The sequence below is a fragment of the Phaeobacter sp. CAU 1743 genome (assembly GCF_039839315.1).
Taxonomy (GTDB): domain Bacteria; phylum Pseudomonadota; class Alphaproteobacteria; order Rhodobacterales; family Rhodobacteraceae; genus Phycobacter; species Phycobacter gallaeciensis_A.
The window spans coordinates 1-16,175 of record NZ_JBDOQR010000083.1 but is presented as its reverse complement, the minus strand read 5'-3'; the positions used below and the strand labels follow the sequence as shown (position 1 = coordinate 16,175).

Genomic DNA, 16,175 nt, shown 5'->3' with positions numbered 1-16,175 from the left:
CGCCTGCGATGTCGTAGTCTTCTTCATGGTGTTGCTTTCCTTTCGGTTTGATCACCCCGAGCCTACGGCTCAGGGAAAGCAACGCCACCCTTCAGGCAAACTTCAACATCAACCGGGACATCCCCGTTCCGCACTGCCTGACAGGAAAACTGGAAACCTTTGAGGGTTTCCATAATCCGCCGAGCAATCAAGGCCCCTGGGATGTGATCCGAGAGGGGTAAATCGATCACAGGGGAAGGTGCGCCGAAATATCTAACGGAAGCGCTGGAAATGGCGGCCTAAGACCGTAGCCCCAGCAAGTTTCCGGGGCTGCGGAGACAGCAATGCCGCCAGCCAGCTGCCGACTGGGCGAAGATGGTTTTCGTGGGACACCGGTTCTGTAAGTGATTGTTTTCTATATCCGGGTTTCACTGCTGGCGTGGGACACTGCGGAACTGAATTCTTACAGTAATTTTTGGTTTGTTTCCGTCTCTCATCACCCACCATTCCCTCCACATTTGAATATCTCATCAGCTACGTTGGCCCTTCTTTCACGCTGATCCGTCGGTAGTGACCATCTGATATCGGCCTTGATGCGGCTATACTGCTTACCCTGGCTGGGCTTTTATGGGGGCGGGGCAGGTTCCGAGTTCGTTCTTACGGGATCTGAGGTTTGCATGACCGATGCTCAGCAACTTGCAGGGGTAGTTGGTCTCGACATAAATGGTGAGCAGTTCTTGGGGGTCAAATAACCCTCCAAGGCGCGAAACGAACCAGGCGGTTTCACTGTCGCCAAGCCATTTCTGCAATCCGGGCATATCTTCGGAGCGTAGTTCTGGCACGCCACCACCACCGGCAGGGTAGGTGTATTCCGGGCCGCGCACCGGGTATTCGCCGGTCAGCGGATAAAGATCGACCGGGACGTTCTTCTTATCGATATAGTACTGCAGGGGCAATTTTGCCGAGGCGGGAAATGCGACGACTTTTGCAGTGCGCCCTTGCGCATGGTGCTGGACATTCGCGATCACAGTGCGCCAGTTTTCCTTTGGCTTGTCGTGCGGTGTCAGGCTGCTTGTGGCGGTGCCACACAGAAGCAGGACAACGACAGGCAGCCGTAGTTTTGCGATCAGGAAAGGGGCAAAGGCCATCATCAGGATGATAGGGATCTGCGATGACTGCAGTGTCCGGTCCAGAAAGATCGGCTGGGCAATACGGCTCATGATAAAGGCGACCGCGCCGGGGGTGACGGCCATCAGCGGCAAGATGAGCACCATCATCCGGCTGTGGCCCGCCGCAGAGGCCGCCCTCCACAGATAGACCAGCCCCATCGCTGCGCAGATCAGGAAAAAGGCCCCGGCGGCAAGGGAAACGCCCATGGGTAGCAGCAATGCCACCTTTATGGCGTCCCGGATCGACGGCGCAAACAACCAGAACCCGTTGTTCCCGAGGGTGCTGAGCTGCATCAGGATAATGGGAAGGTTCGGCGCATAAAGAAGAACCGAGAGAACGGCTGCAAACAGAACGTTGCAGAAAACGTTCAGCGACCGTTGCTCGAGTGCCCACCACAGCAGCAGGCCGGTACCAAAAATCACACAGAACAGCGGGCCGATATTGTGGCTCCAGCACATCAGGGCAAAGCCAAACGCCAGGCAGATATATGTGGCGAACATGGCAGGATCTCTGCGCAGCATCCGGGGTAGCGACAGGCCAGAGCGTTCCGGTTGCCTCATGATGGCGATTGCAGAATACAGCATCATCGCAAGCGCCAGAGACATCAGCGCATAGGGGCGCGCGTCCTGAGAGGCCAGGATCTGCTTGTCCGAGAAGGCGAACAGAACTGTCGCCAACACCGCCGCGGTGCGCCCCCGGTCGGCTCCGCCCAGCAGGAATGCCGCCCCGGCGACAAAGGGGAGTGTGGCGAGATTCAGCAGCGTGGACAGCAGGCGAACCGAAAACGCACTGTCGCCGAATGCGCCGATCCAAAGCTTGAGCAGCGAATAATAAAAGGGTGGGTGCGTTTCAAAGGCCGGAACCTCCCCCCAGAGATACCCCCAGTCCTGCGCCGCAAACCAGAGGCTGTAGGCCTCGTCTAGCCAGATAGAGGCAGTGGTCAGTCCGGCCAGCCTAAAGGTCAGGGCCGCAAGAAGGACTGCGCCCACCCAGATGGCCAGGGAGATGGTTGATTTTCCGGTGGACTCGTATGCTTGCGACGTCATTGCGGTGTCCCTTTGAAAACCCAGAACTTGTTGAGGAAAAAAAGAAATGAGGGAACGACGACCAGCGAAAGTGCAAAAACGAGATTGTGGTGCCAGCCAACGCCCTCGGCCAGAATGGCCATCAGGCCCATGTTGGCCCCCAGCCCGCCGATAGCCGACACCAAAAACCGGCGTAGGCGATATAGATTCATCGGCTGCTGTTTGAACACCCAGATGGATTGGCCGAAATAGGTGACACCCACCGCACAGCAAAAGGCAAAGCCGTTGGCCAGGACCGCCCCGATGGCCCCAACCGCACCGTTCAGTACAAGGAAATGCACCAGTGTTGCCGTGACACCGACAACGCCGAACCGGAAGACTTCTCCGGCCGTGTTCCTATACCGCCTCATCGTCGAAATCCGTTTTGGGGACTGCTCTGGCAACAGGGTGTGGGCCGCTTGATCTGCGCTGGGCCGTGTCAAACCCCATTGTGCCTCTGACAAGGTAAATGGGCCGTCCTTTGACCTCCAGATAGAGGCGTCCTAGGTATTCACCGATGACACCCAGCGAAATCAGCTGCACACCGCCGAGGAACAAGACAATCGCCAGAGTCGAGGCATAACCGGGGACATCGCGGCCGAACATCAGCGTCGTTCCGACCAGATAGACCGTGTAGAGGAATGCAAGAAAGGCAACAAAGACCCCGACATAGGTCCAGAGCTTCAGCGGCACTGTGGAAAATCCAGTGATGCCATCAAGGGCAAAGTTCCACAGTTTCCAGTAGTTGAACTTGGTTTCACCAGCGGCGCGCGGCGGGCGCGTATAAGGCACCGCGATGCGTTTGTAGCCAACCCATGAAAAGATCCCTTTCATGAAGCGATTACGTTCGCGTAGTTGCAGGGTCGCCTCGACAACCTTGCGGGTGATCAGGCGGAAATCACCGGCATCCGGTTCGATGGGGCGGTCAGCCACCATGTTGAAGACGCGATAGAATATGCCTGCCGAGTTGCGTTTGGCGCTGCTGTCCGATGAGCGGTCCTGCCGCAGGCCGTAGACGACCTCATAGCCTTCGTCGCGCCACAGGCGGACAAATTCCACCAACAGTTCTGGCGGGTCCTGCAGGTCAACGTCCATCGGCACGACTGCGGCACCGCGGCTCCATTCCAGCCCCGCAGTCAGTGCGGCTTCTTTGCCGAAATTGCGCGACAGGCTGACCAGCTTGGTGAACGGGTGCTCCTGTTGCGCGGCTTCGATGGCTTCGATGGTGCGATCCGTCGAGCCATCATCGACAAAAACCACCTCGTAGGCGGCCAGATCCAGCGAGTTCAGGATCGGGGCGAGGGCAGCAAGGAAAACCGAAATCGCCTCTTCTTCGTTGAACACGGGAACAACGATGGAAAGGTCGCAAGTGTCTTGGGGTTCCATGGGCCTTGACGCATTTTGAGGGTGAAAATTCATGATGGTCGCGTCTGATCAATTGGCGCGAAAATCGCTAAAGAACATTGGGGCACCCGCGCAGACTAGAACAGAAAACTTATCGAACGGTAGACAGGAGCCCTTTTGGCGTCAATCGCTGGTGCGGGAAGGCTTTGAACCTGTGACCTTTGAGGGAATTCGGGCGCACAGTTGCAGGATCTGAGCCTGTTTGATCGGCACAGCGCAACAATTGCAGGCAGGCACGGCTGAGGTGGTCGCTCATGTTGTACCGGCCAACGCGCGCTGCGTTGCCTTGTCTAGTCGCGCAGCTTTGTCAGGATCAATTTGAACGGAATGTCAGGGGCTTCGGGGCTGTGTCCGGTGCCAGCGATCCGGCCGCCTTCGATCTGTTTGCCTGTGATGCACAGGGTGCAACAGTCCGTTTTGAAAATCGGCTGCATGTTTCCCAGATGCGAATGGCGGCAGACCTCCAGGTCAAGGGTCACATCACCGCCGGAGCAGTCGCAACTGCCAACGTAGGACATGATCGAGTCGCCCCCGCGGGCGGTTCCATTCGCGATGGCCAGAACACCGAACCCGTGGTGTTCTGGTGTCATGAATTCGGCCCTGTAAAACCCTTCGATCGCGGTCATCTTGTCTTCTCCCAACCAGCAACGGCTTTGGACCCGGTGGCGAGGTGAAGTTCAAGGCATTTATGATGATCAATTTAGAGCAAATAGTCCCGGATGTCCTACAGAAACCGGGGGTTCCGTGGACGGATTGGGGCAAGTGGTACCGAATTTTAACGTCGGAACAGACAGTTGGTCTGTCGTAGCGGGGGGATTTCAATTTGTGAGACACCAGCTGCTGCGATGTGCTCTCTGTCGAGCTGCGCGCATTCGTCGCTCGTCGGCACGCGCGGTCGGGGAGGCATGTAGTCCGGGCGGAGCCGCCCGGACCATTAGTTTCAAAGGGCGGCTGAGATCAGCTGTCGGGGCGCACGCGGGCGGCGCTTTTGTCGGCAAAGGCCGCGAGGCGAGCGCGCGCGTCGGGCTGGGTGTTCACCACGCCGGCCACCACGGCTTCGGCATAGGCTGCATCCAGCGCCGACATGTTCTGCATGTGGCTGACGGCCGAGCAGATGGCAAAGTTCGACAGGGGCAGGTTCTCGGCAGCGCGGCGGGCAAGTTCCATCGCCTTGTCCAGGCTGGAGCCTTCGACGATATATTGCGCGAGACCCAGATCGCTGGCTTCCTGGCCTTTGTAGACCCGGCCGGTCAGCATCATGTCGATCATGCGGGATTTGCCGACCAGATCGGTGACCCGGATGGTGGCGCCGCCGCCGGTGAACAGGCCGCGCTGGCCTTCGGGCAGGGCGAAATAGGTGGTCTGGTCCATCACCCGGATATGGGCCGAGCTGGCCAGCTCCAGCCCGCCGCCAACAACCGCGCCCTGCAGGGCTGCGATGATCGGAACGCCGCCGTACTCCATCTTGTTGAAGGCTTCGTGCCAGCGCAGGCAGACGTGCATGAAATCGGCCGGGCTGCGGTCTTCGTCGTGGTGCTCAATGAGGTCGAGACCAGCGCAAAAGTGATCGCCAGCCCCAGCCAGCACCACTGCCTTGACCCCCGCGCGCGGCGCCAGCGAGAAGAACTCAACCAGTTCTTCGATGGTGTCGATATCCAACGCGTTGCGTTTGGTCGGCCGGTTGAGTGTCACCACCCAGACGCCATCCTCCTGCGCGTCAATGGCCAGGTTGGTGAATCGGGAGATGTCGATTTCGACGGTCATGGGGATGTCCTTTCGGAAAATGTGGGAAAAGGGCGGCGGCCCCTTGGGCCACCTGCCATGGATTGGGGGAGGTCAGAGCACCGCGGCCAGCAGGCTGTCCGAGCCATTGAGGATCCGGTCAGCTTGCGCACCGACATCGATCAGGATGTGATCGGCGTAGAAACGCGCCGTGGCGATCTTGGCCTGCATGAAGGCCGGGTCCTCGCCGACCTGCAATGCGGTTTCGGCAGCCATCAGGGAGCGCGCCAGCTGCCAGCCTGCAACCAGATTGCCTGCCAGCATCAGATAGGGGACCCCGGCGCCAAACGCCGCCTTCGGGTTTTCCTTGCCGGTTGCGGCCATGTGGCGAACCACAGCCTCAAAGGCTTGCCGCGCATTGGTCAGCCGCGTGCCAACTGATTGTGCCGCGTCAGAGCCTTGCGCCAGCTCCGCCTCGGTCTGCGCGATCATCCCGGCCAGCCGCAGCGCGGTTTCGCCGCCATCGCGCAGGGTCTTGCGGCCCACCAGATCATTGGCCTGGATCGCGGTGGTGCCTTCATAGATCGGCAGGATGCGCGCGTCGCGGTAGTGCTGGGCCGCGCCGGTTTCCTCGATAAAGCCCATGCCGCCGTGCACCTGCACCCCGGTCGAGGCGACCTCGACGCCCATCTCGGTGCAGAAACCTTTGACCAGCGGTGTCAGGAACTCCGAGATTGCGGTGGCTGCAGCGCGCTCTTCGCCGCCGGCGGAATGTTTCGCCAGATCCTGCCAGCCGGCGGTGAAGGCCGCCATCGCCCGGCCGCCTTCGGTCACTGCGCGCATGCGCATCAGCATGCGGCGGACGTCGGGGTGGTTGATGATTGCCACCGCCTCGCGGCTGGAGCCATCGACCGGGCTTGATTGAATGCGTTCGCGGGCGAAACTTATGGCCTGCTGATAGGCGCGTTCGGCAATGGCAACCCCTTGCAGACCAACGGCATAACGGGCGGAGTTCATCATCTCGAACATGTAGCGTAGCCCGGAGTTTTCTTCGCCGATCAAAAAGCCGGTGGCGCCTTCGAAGTTCAGGACTGCGGTCGGGCTGGCCGTGATGCCCAGCTTGTGTTCGATGCTGGCACAGTTCACGGCGTTGCGCGTGCCCGGGGTGCCGTCGGAATTGACCATATATTTCGGCACCAGAAACAGGCTGATGCCTTTGACGCCTGCGGGGGCATCAGGCGTGCGGGCCAGCACCAGATGAATGGTGTTTTCGGCCATGTCATGCTCACCATAGGTGATGAAGATCTTGGTGCCGGTGATCGCATAGGTGCCGTCGTCCTGCCGTTCGGCGCGGCTGCGCAACAGGGCCAGATCGCTGCCGGCCTGCGGTTCGGTCAGGTTCATGGTGCCGGTCCATTTGCCGGACACCAGATTTTCAAGATAGATCGCCTTGGTTTCCTCTGACCCGGCTGTCAGCAGCGCCTCGACCGCGCCATCGGTCAGCAGGGGGCAAAGGGCAAAGCTCATGTTGGCGGCGTTCAGCATTTCCGTAGCGGCGGCGCCGACGGCGCGGGGGAGGCCCTGACCGCCGAAATCCTCCGGGTGGGGCAGGCTTTGCCAGCCCATTTCGACGAACTTGCCATAGGCCTCGGTAAAGCCAACGGGCAGGATCACCCGGCCATTTTCAAGACGTGCGCCGGACTGGTCGCCGGGTGCGTTGAGCGGGGCAATCTCTTCGGCCGTGAACCGAGCAAGTTCGGTGAGGGCAGCCGCCGCATCCTCGAGTTCCAGCCCGTCATAGGCAGGCAGGCTGGTCACCTCTGACCATCCCGCAAGATGCTGGATATTGAAAATCATGTCTTTGACCGGGGCATCAAATGTCATGGGGCGGCCTTTCTTTAGCGGTTGCCATTCCCGCCAGATAGACATTGCTCTAAGTGTGGTCTATATCCTCTGTGGACGCGAAACTTGCTAAAAGTGACAAATACCATGTCGCCGCTCCCCCCGGAACATGCGCAGGGCGCACTGATCCTGCCGACGGTATCGCGGGCCTTTCTCGAAGATTGGCTGTCGACCTTGCGGGTGCATTGCGCGCCGGGCCAGCTTGTAGGATTCCTTGATCAGATCGGATTGGATGATGCGGCGCAGCCGTTGGGGCGTGTCACCCATGACCAGATCGTGCGGCTTTACCAGTTGGTGGCCAGTGAAACCGGCGATGAAATGATGGGGTTGTGGAGCCGCCCGGTCCGGTCTGGGGCGCTGAAACTGCTCTGTACCTCGGTGCTCGGGGCGTCGTCGCTTTCGGCGGCCTTGTTTCGCTTTAGCTCGTTCTGGAACTTAGTCCTGGATGATTGCCGCGTGCGGCTTGAGACCGGAGAGGACAGGCTGCAGATTGTTCTGGAGCCGCAGGGCGATGGCGGCCAGAACAGGTTCGGGCATATGCTATTGCTGAAGCTTGCCCATGGGATTGCCTCATGGGTGGCGGGGCGAGAGTTGCCACTGCGGGAGGTCAGCTTTGCCTTCCAAAAGCCTGAGTTTGCGGAGGATTACCCTATCCTGTTTCCCGCGCCGGTCAGGTTTGGTGAGGTGAGTTCCTCGCTGACCTTCGAAGGAACGCTGGACCGGCTGCCAGTGTCGCGCAGCGAGGCCGAGATGCAGGAGTTTCTGATCCGGGCGCCGCGGGACTGGATCTTTACCAGCTTCCGGGAGCATGCGGTGATGCTGCGCGTGCGTGAGCTGCTGCTGCAATCAGAGCGGCTGAGTTGCAATCTGGAAGATGCGGCGCGTGCGCTGAACCTGACGCCCCGCACGCTGATCCGGCGTCTTGATGCCGAAAACACTTCGTTTCAGGAGATCAAGGACGGTTTGCGGCGCGATATTGCCGTCCGCGATCTGTCACTTGGGGCAAAGAGCATCGAGGCGGTGTCGCAGGACGTGGGCTTTGCCTCTGCCGCGAATTTCCACCGCGCTTTCAAACGCTGGACGGGTACGACCCCCGGCAGCTACCGGAGGTCGGATGTGTAGGAGCCGTTGGCCCCGTCAGGCGACAGCCTGCGAGTGGGGCTGGGCCTCTGGGTTCGGCATTGGTGGCTCAAGCGTGAGGCCGAGGCTTTCGCAGAGCGGCAGGCGCTGGGCTGCAAATGTGTTGGCCCGCACCCGCAGAACCGCAAGGTTTTCCTCGGGTGTTTCCAGAATACGGCCATCGGCATGCAGCCGATAGCCTTGCGGCGCGAGGATCTGCCAGGCCAACTCTGCCCATTCATTCGGCGTTTCCAGCCCTTCGCTGCGGGCCAGCAGGAACAGCTGTTCAAACCGGTCCATTTCGATGCCGCCGCCAGTCACGGGTGAAGCCAGAAAGCGCAGGGTTTCGCTGTCTTCAGCGCGTTTGCACACGGCGGTATTGAAGGCGCGGCAATGTGCGGCGCGTTCTTCCAGACCTTCCTGCGGCAAGCAGGGGGTGATGTGGCCTGCGCCGATCAGAACGGTCAGGATACGGGTGATGGCCTCCCATGTGTTTTGCCCGAAGGCGCCCTGATCCAGCAGATCGCGGACCGTTAGCGGGCCGTCCTGCAGCGCCGTCAGCACCGGCGCGTATTGCTCTGGTTGCAGCGGCAGGTCTCCCTGACGCCCCTTGAAGGTCAGTCGCCCACCGCCATAGCGGCGCGACAGCGCCAGCGTGGTTTCAAACCAGGCGCCGATGGCGCCGCGTGCCGTGTGGGGCAGTTCCCCACGGATAAACAGGTCGGTGCGGAATTGCTCGTTCAGCAAAAGATCCCGCAGGCCCTGACGGCGCACCGGATCGGTTTCCGCGTTCAGAAGGGCCAGCTGCTCGGCGGAAAATGACACGTCGTCCAGATGATCCATCGGATCGGTCGAGGCCATGAAGGACAGTTTGGCCTGGGACATGTCGCTGGCCACATCGGCGAAATGGAACGGGGTCCAGTCCCTGTTGAGATACTCATGCGCCAGATAGTTGGGCGACATGTTCTTGATCTTTTCAATCCATGCGGACAGCGACGGGTTCGAGGAAATATACCCCGCTCCGGCCTGATCCAGTTGTTCCAGGTGATGGATCGCATCGCTGATCCGCTCGGCTAGGGGACCACTGCCTTGCGCCGTGCGGTCCACCAGGGTGCGGCGCAGGGGCACGGCCGCCGCCCAGCCCGGTTGTGTGTTGTAGCTGATGTAGACCATGCCGCCGGATTTCAGCCGCTTCGACAGGAAGTCGAGGATATGCTGCTGGTTTTCTCTGGACACCCAGCTGTAGACCCCGTGCAGGGCGATGACATCAAAGGTCTCGGGCAGGCCGGGGGCATTGGCGAAGTCTTCGAACGACTGTTCGTGGAAATGCATGTTTTCGAGCTCGGCCTCTTTGGCGAGCTCTCTTGCGCCAACCATATGGGCTGGATTGAAATCCATGGCGTGGAATTCGATATGCGGGTTGGCGGCTGCCAGAAGATTTGCCGAAACCCCCTGACCGCAGCCCAGTTCACAATAGGTCAGCTTGGATCGGTTCAGCCCGTGTTTCTTCCCTTGAGAGACGGCGCAGAAGGCGAGGTGGGACGGCGCCAGTTCGCGAAAAAAGTCATGTGTGTAATCAAGATCGGCCACATAGCCGGAAGTCCAGTCGTTCATATTGCGCCTTGTTGGTCCGAGGTTTGTTCGAATGCAGCGTGACGTGCTGGCTCACAAATTTCATAAAACTTGTGATAATAGAGTTAATGCCGCTCAGCATTTTTCGGCCTCGCGGTTCAGGGTGGATACGCCGGTTTGGCCGCATGGCAGGAGCGGGAGCGTGCGTGCGCTGGGGGCGCACTTTCGCTGCCGTGACTGCGGTCCTATAATGGCCCTGCTGCGTATCCTGCGGCGCCGGGGAGACAATCATGAAGCTGACCAGATATACCAATTATGCCTTGCGTTCCCTGCAGTTGGCAACGCTGAAGGCGCCCGCATTGGTGCGGGTCGAGGACATGGTGCAGATCCATGGGCTGTCGCGCCCCCACGTGGTGAAAATCGTGCATGAACTGGGCAAGGCGGGCTACCTGCAGACCCAGCGCGGGCGCGGCGGAGGTTTTCGTCTGGGGCGGCCTGCTCACGAAATCGTGGTCGCGGATGTGGTGCGCCTGACCGAGGGGTCGATGGAAGTGGTGGAGTGTTTCAACCCCGATAAGAATACCTGCCCGCTGATGGGGGTTTGCAAACTCTCCCGAAAGATTCAGGAGGCTACCCGGGCCTTCATGGCGGTGCTGGAAGAAGTGACCATCGCAGATATCGCTTCGAACAGGGGCGACCTATTGGCCCGGATCGCGCCGCTGGACCCCCGACCGGAGAGCGCAACGTGACGGCGGAGAGCGAAAGCCGGGATTGGGTCGATCTGTTCCCCGGTCTTTCGCAGCTGGAAACCCCGGCCAGACAGGTGCTGCTACAGCGCAGCACCCTGATCGATGTGCCTGCGGGGACTGTTCTGTTTGGGCCGGGCAAAACGGCCGAGCATATGCTGTTCCTGCTGGAAGGCACCGTCCGGGTTCAGCATTTGTCGGACAGTGGCCGTGAGATCGTCCTCTACCGTGTGGGCGGCGGCGAAAGCTGCGTTCTCACCACCGCCTGCCTGATGGGCTATGCGGAATATTCCGCCGAAGGTATCGCGGAAACCGAGGTGCGGGCCGCCGCCGTGCCACGTCTGGTTTTTGACGATCTGGTGGCGCAGTCATCCTCGTTCCGGAATTTTGTCTTCACCGCCTTTTCGCGGCGGATTACCGATCTGTTTCTGGTGATCGATGAAATCGCCTTCCAGCGGATGGACGTGCGGCTGGCGCAGCGGCTGCTGGAGATTTCCAAAGGCGATGACCGGATCGAGACCACGCACCAGCGGCTCGCCGTCGAACTGGGCACCGCCCGCGAGGTGGTGTCGCGGCAATTGCAGGAATTCCAGCGCCGCGGATGGATTCGGCAGGCGCGGGGAAGCGTCCATATTCAGGATCGCGGGGCTCTGCTGAGCCTGGCGGAAGACGCCGCAAAGGCGTGATGCCCTGGGGTGATGTCCGGCATCTGCGGCTTTGGTGACTAAGTCACCGACGGGTGTAGCGTAAAAACTTATAAAATGAATGTAGTTTTGTGAGAGGGGGCTGCAGTGTTTGCCGATGTCAGGTCCGGTGATCTGACTTTCGGGAGCTGCACGGGCTGGTTTTGCTGGTCGCGCGCCACCAGACGTGAGGAGACACCATGGACTTCAAGACATTGACCAGCGGCCTGTCGGTCAGCCCGCAGATCACCATCGCGGACCTGCCCGCGATCCGCGATGCGGGGTATCGGGCGATCATCTGCAACCGGCCGGACGGGGAGGGGGCGGATCAGCCCACCTTTGACGAAATTCAGGCTGCGGCTGAAAAGCTGGGGCTTGAGGCGCGCTACCTGCCGATCGTGTCGGGCAAGGTCAGCGACGCGGATGCCGCCGGGTTCGGTGCGGCCCTGACGGAGTTGCCGGGGCCGGTGCTGGCCTATTGCCGCTCGGGCACCCGCTCGGCAACCTTGTGGTCGCTGTCGCAGGCCGACCGGCTCAGCGTTGCGGATATCCTCGCCACGACCAATGCGGCTGGCTATGACATGGGCGGGGTTGTGCGCCGGATTGCCAATGGCGGCAAAACGCCGACCGACCGGGCGGATGCGCGGTTCGACGTGGTCATCGTCGGCGGCGGCGCGGCCGGGATCTCGGTGGCCTCCAGCCTGAAATCCCGCAAGCCGGATCTTGATATCGCGATCATCGACCCGGCGGATATCCATTATTATCAACCGGGCTGGACCATGGTCGGTGGCGGTATCTTTGACGCGCAAGACACGGTGCGGACCATGGGATCGCTGATCCCCAAGGACGTGCATTGGATCAAGGCGGCGGTCGCGGCCTTTGAGCCCAAGGACGATGCCGTCGTTCTGGATGGCTGCCGGGTGGTGAAATACGACCGTCTGGTGGTCTGTCCGGGGCTGAAGCTGGACTGGCACAAGGTCGAAGGGTTGGTTGAAACGCTGGGCAAGAATGGGGTTACCTCGAACTACCGCTACGATCTGGCGCCCTACACCTGGGAGCTGGTGCGCGGTCTGAAAAAGGGGCGGGCCATCTTCACCCAGCCTCCGATGCCGATCAAATGCGCCGGGGCGCCGCAAAAGGCGATGTACCTGTCGGGTGATGCCTGGCTGCGCAATGGGGTGCTGAAGGATATCGACATTCAGTTCAACAATGCCGGTGGTGTGTTGTTTGGCGTGAAGGATTACGTGCCTGCGCTGGAAGGCTACGTGAAGAAATACGGCGCCCATCTGAACTTCTTCCACAATCTGGTGGCGGTCGATGGCGAGGCACGCAAAGCTTGGTTTGATGTGGCCAAGCCGGACACCCCAGTCGAGCGGGTCGAGATGGAGTTCGACATGATGCATGTCTGCCCGCCGCAGACGGCGCCGGATTTCATCCGGGTGTCGCCGCTGGCCGATGCCGCAGGCTGGGTCGATGTGGATCAGTCCACGCTGCGCCACACGCGCTATGACAATATCTGGTCGCTGGGCGATGTGATGAACGCGCCAAATGCCAAAACCGCTGCCGCGGCACGCATTCAGGCGCCCATCGTGGCGGAAAACCTGGCGGCGGATATCGAAGGCAAGGCGCCGGTCGCGCAATACAATGGCTATGGCTCCTGTCCGCTGACGGTGGAACGCGGCAAGATCGTCTTGGCCGAGTTCGGCTATGGCGGCGCCATGCTGCCGAGTTTCCCGAAGTTCCTGCTGGACGGCACCAAGCCTTCGCGCACAGCCTGGCTGCTGAAGGAGAAGATCCTGCCGCCGATCTACTGGAAGGCCATGCTGAAGGGGCGCGAATGGATGGCGAAACCGGAAAAGATCAGCGCGCGCTGAGGAAACCGACCCACGGCAACCTTGTTCCGGTTGGCGTGGGCACACTTTCGGCAGGGCGGGGATCACGGCTGGTTGAGGCGCGGCCTTTGCGGGGTTGCTGCCCGGATGCCTTCGCGCGTAGCGTGCTGCGAGAGGAGCCGCCGATGATGGATGGGCGGCTGAACCTGCTGATCAAGAAAAGGAAACTGTCATGCCCCTGACTCTGCAACAGATGATGCAAGACGCCAACGCCGCCGTGGAGCGCCTGCCGGTGGAAGAGGCGCAGAAACTGCTGGAGCAAGGCGCCTTGCTGCTGGATATCCGTGATGCGCCGGAACTGTCGGCCAATGGCCGGGTGCGGGGGTCGCACCATATCCCCCGCGGCATGCTGGAATTCCGCGCCGATCCGGCCAGCCCGTTCCACGACGACACCCTGAAGATGGATCGTCCGATCTTGCTGCATTGTGCCAGCGGTGGCCGGGCGGCCCTTGCGGGCAAGCTGCTCAAGGATATGGGCTATGAAACCGTTTACAACACCGGCGGCCTGTCCGATTGGGCAGCAGCGGGTGCCTCGATCGAAGAGCCGGTCGACAAGGGCATGTAATCGCGATCATCCGGGCCGTTCCAGGATCAGGGTGGCCCGGATCATGACACAGCCTGTTCAGGCGTTGAAAAAGGCCCGCGCCGTCTGTTCAAAGGCGCGCGGGTTTTCTGCATGCAGCCAGTGCCCGGCATCGGGGATCTTGGCGAACCGTGCGTTGGGGAACTTGGCCCGGATCTGCGGCCTGTGCTCCGGCAGCACATAGTCCGAATTGGCGCCGGACAGAAACAGCGCAAGCCCGTCCCAGCTGGCCTCAACCTGCGGAAAGGACATGATGTCGGGCATATGATTGGCCAGCGCATCAAGGTTCAGTAGCCAGCGTTTTCCCTGAATATCAAGCGATTGCGTGAAGAAGCTCTGCAAAGCTGGTTCCACACCCAGTTTAGCTAGCTGTGCATGGGCATCCGAGCGACGCGTCACCTGTTCCAGATCCACCTGCCGCATGGCTTCGATGAACTGGATCTGACTGTGGGTATAGCTGACCGGGGCAATGTCGGCGACCAGCAGGCGCCGCACCGCCTGCGGGTGCAGCAGCGCCAGCATCATCGAGGCCTTGCCGCCCATCGAGTGGCCGATCACATCCATCTGTCCGCCGTGGGCCGCGATCACCTCGGCCAGATCCTCGGCCATATCGGGATAGCTGTGGCTGTCGCTCCAGGGGCTGTTGCCATGGTTGCGCATATCCACTGCGATCACCTGGCGCTCATCGGACAGGCGTTTGGCAATGACGCCCCAGTTACGGGCCGAGCCATAAAGCCCGTGGGCGATCAGAAGTGGCGGGCGGTCAGTCGGGGTACCGTGCAGGATCGTGTTCAGCATGGGGGCAGGTGATAAACGCGATGGCGCAGCGGCGCCAGCCCCATTGAGCCAGCTATGTGAACGCGGTAGGTTGCGCCTTGGCAGGCAGGACGCCGCCAGACCGGAGCCCAGAACGATGTCACAGACCGTCCTTGAGGAAATCGAAGAAATCCGCAGCCTGCTGGCCGAGCGTACGCAGGCCTCGGGTGATCTGCCTTTGGCCCTACGCAAGGCGCGCCGCCAGTTGCCGCGGCGGATCTACCGACAGGGGATGAGACTGGCCGAAGCCCTGCCGCTGCTGGAGCATCCGAAGCTGAGCCTGACGCTGGATCAGGCGGCGCTGCATGGAGCCAGCCGCGAGGTTACGGCTCATCTGCGCAGCATCAATCTGGCGGAGCGGCGCAAGGACCGGCTGTTGCAGATGCTGGGCAGCATGGCGTTTTCCCTGCTGGCCGTCGTGGCGCTGCTGATCCTCGTGTTGCGCTGGCGTGGGTTCGTCTAGCGCAGCTAGGGCGCCTTTGCTGCGCCGGTGGGGTCTTTGACACGGGGACGCGAGGCGTGCAGCGGCTTGTTGCTCAGCGCTTCGCGGAAAACCAGGGTAACCGTGGCAAAGCTTACGTAGAGCAGCAGATACCAAGACCCCATCTTGGCAAGGCTCACCCAATCTGTCGGAGCCTGCCCATGATAAAGCCAGGTGCGCGTGCCGGTGCCGATGTTTTCAGCCAGCCACAGGAAGAAGCTGGACAGAAAGGCCGCAAGCGGGAGGGGCATCCAATAGCGGTTATGGCCGATGGTGAACCAGATACGGGTACGCAGGAAAATGATCACCGTTGCCGCAAAAAGCGCGACGCGCATGTCCGGCAGGAAGTGATGGGCGAAGAAATTGCCATAGATCGCCGCCGCAAGCAGAAGGGGCATCCAGTAGGGCGGATAGGGGGCAAAGCGCATATCGAACAGCCGGATAACCCGCGCCATATAGGAGCCCACCGAGGCATACATGAAGCCGGAGAAAACCGGTACCTGATATATCTTGAACAGACCGTCGCCCGGATAGCTCCAACTGCCCATATGGACCTTGAAGATCTCCATTGCGGTGCCGGTCAGGTGAAACAGCAGGATCACACGAACTTCGCGCCAGCTTTCCATCCCGGTCCACAAAAGCAACGCCTGCAAGGCCAGCGCGTACATCAGCAGCGCGTCATAGCGCGCGAGCACCCAGTCCGGCTGCCAGATGTGATTGCTGAAGAGAATGCCGAACAGGAGCAAGGCTCCGAATATGGCAGCCCAGGCTTGCTTGAGACCGAACATAACAAATTCCGCCACGGCAAAGGGCAGGCGGGCCCGCATGGCATCGCCAAGTCGGCGTTCAAGGCGGCGGGTGCGGTTGGGACCGGCGGGAAAATTCGCCATGTTACAAGATCTCAAACAAAATAAATGGTTATACCGTGCTTACGCCAAAACCCGAAATTTTTCGTGAGTGACGACCCTGAAGCTATCTGACACTTGGTTTCGGAAGGTTTCCCACTGGTTGGGCAGGGTCTCCCGAAAGAACTTCAGGATCG

Annotated in this window: 15 protein-coding genes; 6 read left to right on the top strand and 9 right to left on the bottom strand. The window is 60.7% G+C overall.

Going from position 1 to position 16,175, the window contains the following annotated elements; translation table 11 throughout:
- Positions 1-587: 587 nt before the first annotated feature.
- The 6 genes from AAFO90_RS21670 to AAFO90_RS21645 all read right to left on the bottom strand — a co-directional run bounded on the left by AAFO90_RS21670 (position 588) and on the right by AAFO90_RS21645 (position 7,223).
- Positions 588-2,195, bottom strand: a complete 1,608-nt coding sequence (locus AAFO90_RS21670) for a hypothetical protein (RefSeq protein ID WP_347510732.1) — start codon at positions 2,193-2,195, stop codon at positions 588-590.
- On the bottom strand, positions 2,192-2,584 hold the full coding sequence (locus AAFO90_RS21665) for a GtrA family protein (protein WP_347510731.1): 393 nt from the start codon (positions 2,582-2,584) through the stop codon (positions 2,192-2,194). The genes AAFO90_RS21670 and AAFO90_RS21665 overlap by 4 nt, the downstream gene beginning before the upstream one ends.
- Positions 2,571-3,599 (bottom strand): glycosyltransferase family 2 protein, encoded by a 1,029-nt coding sequence (locus AAFO90_RS21660; protein WP_347510730.1) that lies wholly within the window; start codon positions 3,597-3,599, stop codon positions 2,571-2,573. Before AAFO90_RS21660 ends, AAFO90_RS21665 begins: the two co-directional genes overlap by 14 nt.
- 308 nt (positions 3,600-3,907) lie before the next feature.
- A complete protein-coding gene (locus tag AAFO90_RS21655; RefSeq protein WP_347510729.1) occupies positions 3,908-4,243 on the bottom strand; it encodes a hypothetical protein in 336 nt (111 codons plus the stop codon).
- A gap of 331 nt (positions 4,244-4,574) precedes the next feature.
- A complete protein-coding gene (locus tag AAFO90_RS21650; protein WP_274867162.1) occupies positions 4,575-5,381 on the bottom strand; it encodes a crotonase/enoyl-CoA hydratase family protein in 807 nt (268 codons plus the stop codon).
- Between the two features lie 72 nt (positions 5,382-5,453).
- Positions 5,454-7,223, bottom strand: a complete 1,770-nt coding sequence (locus AAFO90_RS21645; RefSeq protein WP_347510728.1) for an acyl-CoA dehydrogenase — start codon at positions 7,221-7,223, stop codon at positions 5,454-5,456.
- Positions 7,224-7,328: 105 nt separating this feature from the next.
- Between AAFO90_RS21645 and AAFO90_RS21640 the strand changes: the two genes are divergently transcribed.
- Positions 7,329-8,363 carry an AraC family transcriptional regulator ligand-binding domain-containing protein gene (locus AAFO90_RS21640; protein WP_347510727.1) on the top strand — a complete coding sequence of 345 codons (1,035 nt, stop codon included), beginning with the start codon at positions 7,329-7,331 and terminating at the stop codon, positions 8,361-8,363.
- Positions 8,364-8,378: 15 nt separating this feature from the next.
- Here the strand turns inward: AAFO90_RS21640 and AAFO90_RS21635 are convergent, their stop codons facing one another.
- Entirely contained in the window at positions 8,379-9,974 is a 1,596-nt protein-coding gene (locus AAFO90_RS21635; protein ID WP_347510726.1) for a class I SAM-dependent methyltransferase, read from the bottom strand.
- Positions 9,975-10,222: 248 nt separating this feature from the next.
- On the opposite strand from AAFO90_RS21635, the gene AAFO90_RS21630 reads away from it, so the two are divergent.
- The 4 genes from AAFO90_RS21630 to AAFO90_RS21615 all read left to right on the top strand — a co-directional run bounded on the left by AAFO90_RS21630 (position 10,223) and on the right by AAFO90_RS21615 (position 13,818).
- Complete coding sequence (locus AAFO90_RS21630) at positions 10,223-10,681, top strand: Rrf2 family transcriptional regulator (protein ID WP_347510725.1); 459 nt, start codon at positions 10,223-10,225, stop codon at positions 10,679-10,681.
- Positions 10,678-11,364, top strand: a complete 687-nt coding sequence (locus tag AAFO90_RS21625; protein WP_347510724.1) for a Crp/Fnr family transcriptional regulator — start codon at positions 10,678-10,680, stop codon at positions 11,362-11,364. The genes AAFO90_RS21630 and AAFO90_RS21625 overlap by 4 nt, the downstream gene beginning before the upstream one ends.
- 197 nt (positions 11,365-11,561) lie before the next feature.
- Complete coding sequence (locus AAFO90_RS21620; RefSeq protein ID WP_347510723.1) at positions 11,562-13,235, top strand: TIGR01244 family sulfur transferase; 1,674 nt, start codon at positions 11,562-11,564, stop codon at positions 13,233-13,235.
- 190 nt (positions 13,236-13,425) lie between these two features.
- Positions 13,426-13,818 (top strand): rhodanese-like domain-containing protein, encoded by a 393-nt coding sequence (locus AAFO90_RS21615; RefSeq protein ID WP_065270653.1) that lies wholly within the window; start codon positions 13,426-13,428, stop codon positions 13,816-13,818.
- Positions 13,819-13,875: 57 nt separating this feature from the next.
- On the opposite strand, the gene AAFO90_RS21610 is transcribed toward AAFO90_RS21615, so the two are convergent.
- Positions 13,876-14,634, bottom strand: coding sequence for an alpha/beta fold hydrolase (locus AAFO90_RS21610; RefSeq protein WP_274867156.1), 759 nt, complete (start codon positions 14,632-14,634; stop codon positions 13,876-13,878).
- A 115-nt stretch (positions 14,635-14,749) separates the two neighbouring features.
- Between AAFO90_RS21610 and AAFO90_RS21605 the strand changes: the two genes are divergently transcribed.
- Positions 14,750-15,115, top strand: a complete 366-nt coding sequence (locus AAFO90_RS21605; protein WP_065270651.1) for a hypothetical protein — start codon at positions 14,750-14,752, stop codon at positions 15,113-15,115.
- Positions 15,116-15,120: 5 nt separating this feature from the next.
- On the opposite strand, the gene AAFO90_RS21600 is transcribed toward AAFO90_RS21605, so the two are convergent.
- Positions 15,121-15,960 carry a DUF817 domain-containing protein gene (locus tag AAFO90_RS21600; protein WP_347510733.1) on the bottom strand — a complete coding sequence of 280 codons (840 nt, stop codon included), beginning with the start codon at positions 15,958-15,960 and terminating at the stop codon, positions 15,121-15,123.
- Between the last annotated feature and the right edge of the window lie 215 nt (positions 15,961-16,175).